This window comes from Synechococcales cyanobacterium T60_A2020_003 (genome assembly GCA_015272205.1).
Taxonomy (GTDB): Bacteria; Cyanobacteriota; Cyanobacteriia; order RECH01; family RECH01; genus JACYMB01.
In genome coordinates, this window is sequence record JACYMB010000145.1 from 1 (window position 1) to 3,581 (window position 3,581).

A 3,581-nucleotide genomic window follows, 5' to 3' on the forward strand; every position below is an offset into this window, starting at 1 on the left:
CTAGCGTAACCCAACAGAATAAAGGCTAGAGTTGGGTTCCACGTTGTTTCACCCAACCTACTAGAAAAGATATGTCAGTCAACCAGCATGGGTAATCTTTATTGCACACTTCTGGCAGTGTACTCTTTTATTGAATTCCTTCAATGCTTACACCTAGGAATCACAATAGATTTGTCGTTTGGATGCGTTGATGGTGTGGGATGCTGTGAGATACTGGCGAGCATACCGCTCATCTAATTTGGATAACGGACGTAGGAATAGGCTTTACTGAAGGCTGGATTGGCGACTTTGCGCGCCCAGGAGAGTGAGTGATCCCAGCCATGAAGAAACGACTGCACCCAAGCCAGCCCAGTACTTATGTTCGCCACCTAGAAACTCCTAAGATTTACCCTCGAAGGTCATAGAATTAAATGATTAAGCAAATATTAACTGTTGTTCGCTTGTGAGGTTCCTACATTCATGGTTGCCATGACAAACATGCCTGCATTCTGTGACGGGATTGCCTATTTTGCAGACTCTCAGCCTGATTTTGACGTCTGGACGAAATCGCCTGCCATTGCAGAGGGGGCATCGGCGATCGCCTCCTCTCAAGATCCCGTTGCTGTTTACCAAACGCTGCTGGCTGCGGATGCATTGCGTTACCTCACTCTCCAGATTACGGCAACCAAAGAATCTGGACACCCCGGCGGCTTTGCTAGCGTTGCGGATGTGATCGCCGCCCTGTTCATGCTGGGACATAAGAACATCCTGACTGAAGTTGGGCATCATGCCCCTGGCTTTTATAGCAATGTATTTTTGGATGGTTCCCTAGAAGCGATGGGAATCAAGACTGTTAAGGAGTTGGGCGATCGCTTCCGGGAAACCCACGGTTTATTAGGACACCTCTCGGGTCAGATTCCAGGGCTTCTCAATCCGGCAGGCCCCCTCGGTCAGGGACAGCATTTTGCGATGGCAGGTGCAAAGCTGCACCCAAACACCCTTTTCCCCGTCACGATTGGGGATGGCGGCCTGGGCGAACCCTACATTATGAGCAGTTTTGCCCACTTTAATACGGCCTATCCGTCCGTAACCAACTTCTTGCCGATCCTGGTCTGGAATGGCTACAGCCAAGAACACCACAGCATGGTGTCCACCAAAACCAACGAAGAAATGGTGGCCTATTGGCAGGGCAACGGTTTTGAAAACGTCATCCTCGTCAACGCGAAAGATTACGACGATGCCAATCAGCCCGGAGAGTATGTAGACAGCACCCAGTTTTCCATCAAACAGCGGTTGGCCTTTACGCAAGCCATTCTAGAAGCAACGGATCTGGCGGCGAAGTCGGCTCTGGAGGGTGTGCTTACGGTTCTGATTGTGAAGCAGTTGAAAGGCGCGGGTGTCCACAAGCGAGGTGCCCAATCCCACAACCTGTATCCGGGCGACTCCCTGGAGCGAGACTACATTGTATCTGCACTGCGATCGCGCGCCCTGTCACCCCAGGCATGGCAAATTGTTCGCACCAATTATGAGCGAGCCGGAGGGGGAGCTGCCGCGAAAACGGTGGTCACGGAGTTTGAATACCCCTTACCCGATTTAGGGACACTACCCCTGGAGGAATTTCCAGTGGGGGGTGAGAAGAAAGTTGCGACAACGGCGATGGGGGCGATCGTGGCCTATGTCGGTCAGCAGGATCCGAATTTCCTGATAACGAATGCGGATGGTAACGCGGCTTCCGGAATTAACAATATCAATGTGGCGCTGAAAATTATTCACCCCACCCCTGACGAAACCTATTTTCAGCAACCCCAGGGTCAGGTGTATGAACCCTTGAGTGAGGATGCCTGTGCCGGACTTGCCGCTGCATTGGCACTCTTTGGAACGCGCACCCTCTGGTGTTCCTACGAATCCTTTGCTGTGAACGGTGTACCCATCTGGCAAACGGTTGTTCAAGCGATGGCAGAACTGCGCCGTCCGACCCCGTCTACGATTACCCTATTCACTGCAGGTGCTTTGGAGCAGGGACGCAACGGCTGGACCCACCAACGCCCTGAAATTGAAAACTACTTTGCGGCGATGATGCGGAACGGCAACGTTTTCCCACTATTTCCCTGTGATGCCAACAGTATTCAAGCCTGTTACGCATGGGCACTCGGCACGAAAAATAAGGGCATTACGATTACGGCGAGTAAGTCTCCGCTGCCGATCTATACCACCTTTGACCAAACCCGTGAGGCGTTAGAGAAAGGGGGAGTGGTGTTGCAGGAACTTCCTGGGTCGCGCACGGTGGTCTTTGCGGTGATTGGGGATATGACGCTGCTGCCCGTGTTTGAAGCGGCAAAACAGCTTCAGGACATGGGGATAGGCTCTAAGATTGTGTCTATTATTAATCCGCGACGGTTGTATCGTTCGAGTGATGTGGCTTGGGACATGAGCGCTCAGCCCGATGATGGGTTCTTGAGTGATGCAGAGTTCGATGCTCTCTTTGCGGGAGATGTTGTGCTGGGGGTTACTGGTGGTACGAGTGCCATGCTGGAACCTGTGATGTTGCGCAGTACGGTTAAGCGGGATGTGTTTGCCTGGAAGCGGGGAGAGACAACGGCCAGTGCTGCTCAGATTATGGCGATTAACGGAATCACGGCTGAGAACTTTGTAAACCGTGCCCAAGACCTGTTGGCGTAGCTTCTTGAATCCATGATGGGGTACGGGCAGGCTTAGGCGGCAGTGTCTAATGCTTGTCCGGGTGTAGTCGCAAAACCTGCCCCTACGACCTTGAATACCTTAGAGCGATCGCCCACTCAAAACACACAGACATAGTAAAAAGCACCTCGTACTGAGGTGCTTTTCTATCTGCCCTGAAAGAAGAGAACGAACTAGCTGAATGCTACAGAGCTACGATCATAGGTTGTGCGGAAGGAAGGATGAACCTCACCTTGGACGCGACCCCAATAGCGAGATGCTTCGGATACATCAACGCCAACTTCTGCATCTAAACGGGTCAACATTGCTTGCTGACGACGCTTGATGGAGCGATCGTGCTTCATCATCAATGCCCGGGCACGCTCAGCAACGGACAATGCAGGCACTTTTGCGGGTTCTGCTGCTGGAACTGGAACGGTTTCAGTTTGAGGTGCAGGTTCAAATACGGTTTGCGTGGGTTGATATGCTACACCGCGATATTTCAGATCTAGATTGGTGTTGAGCACCAATGCTTTCTTAGGATTACGGAATCGAACGTCTAATCCGCGATATTTACCAACAGTTTCGCTTTCGCTCGTTTCAACGTTGACAGGATTGTAGTCGTAGGAAATGCCGCGATAAGTAAGTTTCATAATTCGCCTCCAACTGGTTGCGTAGATGGTGTAAGAGGCGCGTTCCTTCGGGATATGCTCCCTACTTCCGTCTTCCTCAACCTGATTGCGACCGTTATAAAACTTTATCGCCTAGCACCTGAGAGAAGATGAACGATTTATCTTTCTGTATCTATTGTTACGGTTTTGGATAAAAGTGTCAACTCGGAATTGGAATTTTCAGGGATTTATAACAAAACTTTAGCTCGACTTTATCCAATTGATCCAAAAAGGAAAGCAGCAAGCAGAATTCAG

Annotated in this window: 2 protein-coding genes; one reads left to right on the plus strand and one right to left on the minus strand. The window is 50.9% G+C overall.

The window, feature by feature from the left end; genetic code table 11:
• Positions 1–459: 459 nt before the first annotated feature.
• Positions 460–2,658, plus strand: coding sequence for a phosphoketolase (locus tag IGR76_07855; GenBank protein ID MBF2078423.1), 2,199 nt, complete (start codon positions 460–462; stop codon positions 2,656–2,658).
• Positions 2,659–2,849: 191 nt separating this feature from the next.
• Here the strand turns inward: IGR76_07855 and IGR76_07860 are convergent, their stop codons facing one another.
• A complete protein-coding gene (locus IGR76_07860) occupies positions 2,850–3,308 on the minus strand; it encodes a DUF4278 domain-containing protein (protein MBF2078424.1) in 459 nt (152 codons plus the stop codon).
• Between the last annotated feature and the right edge of the window lie 273 nt (positions 3,309–3,581).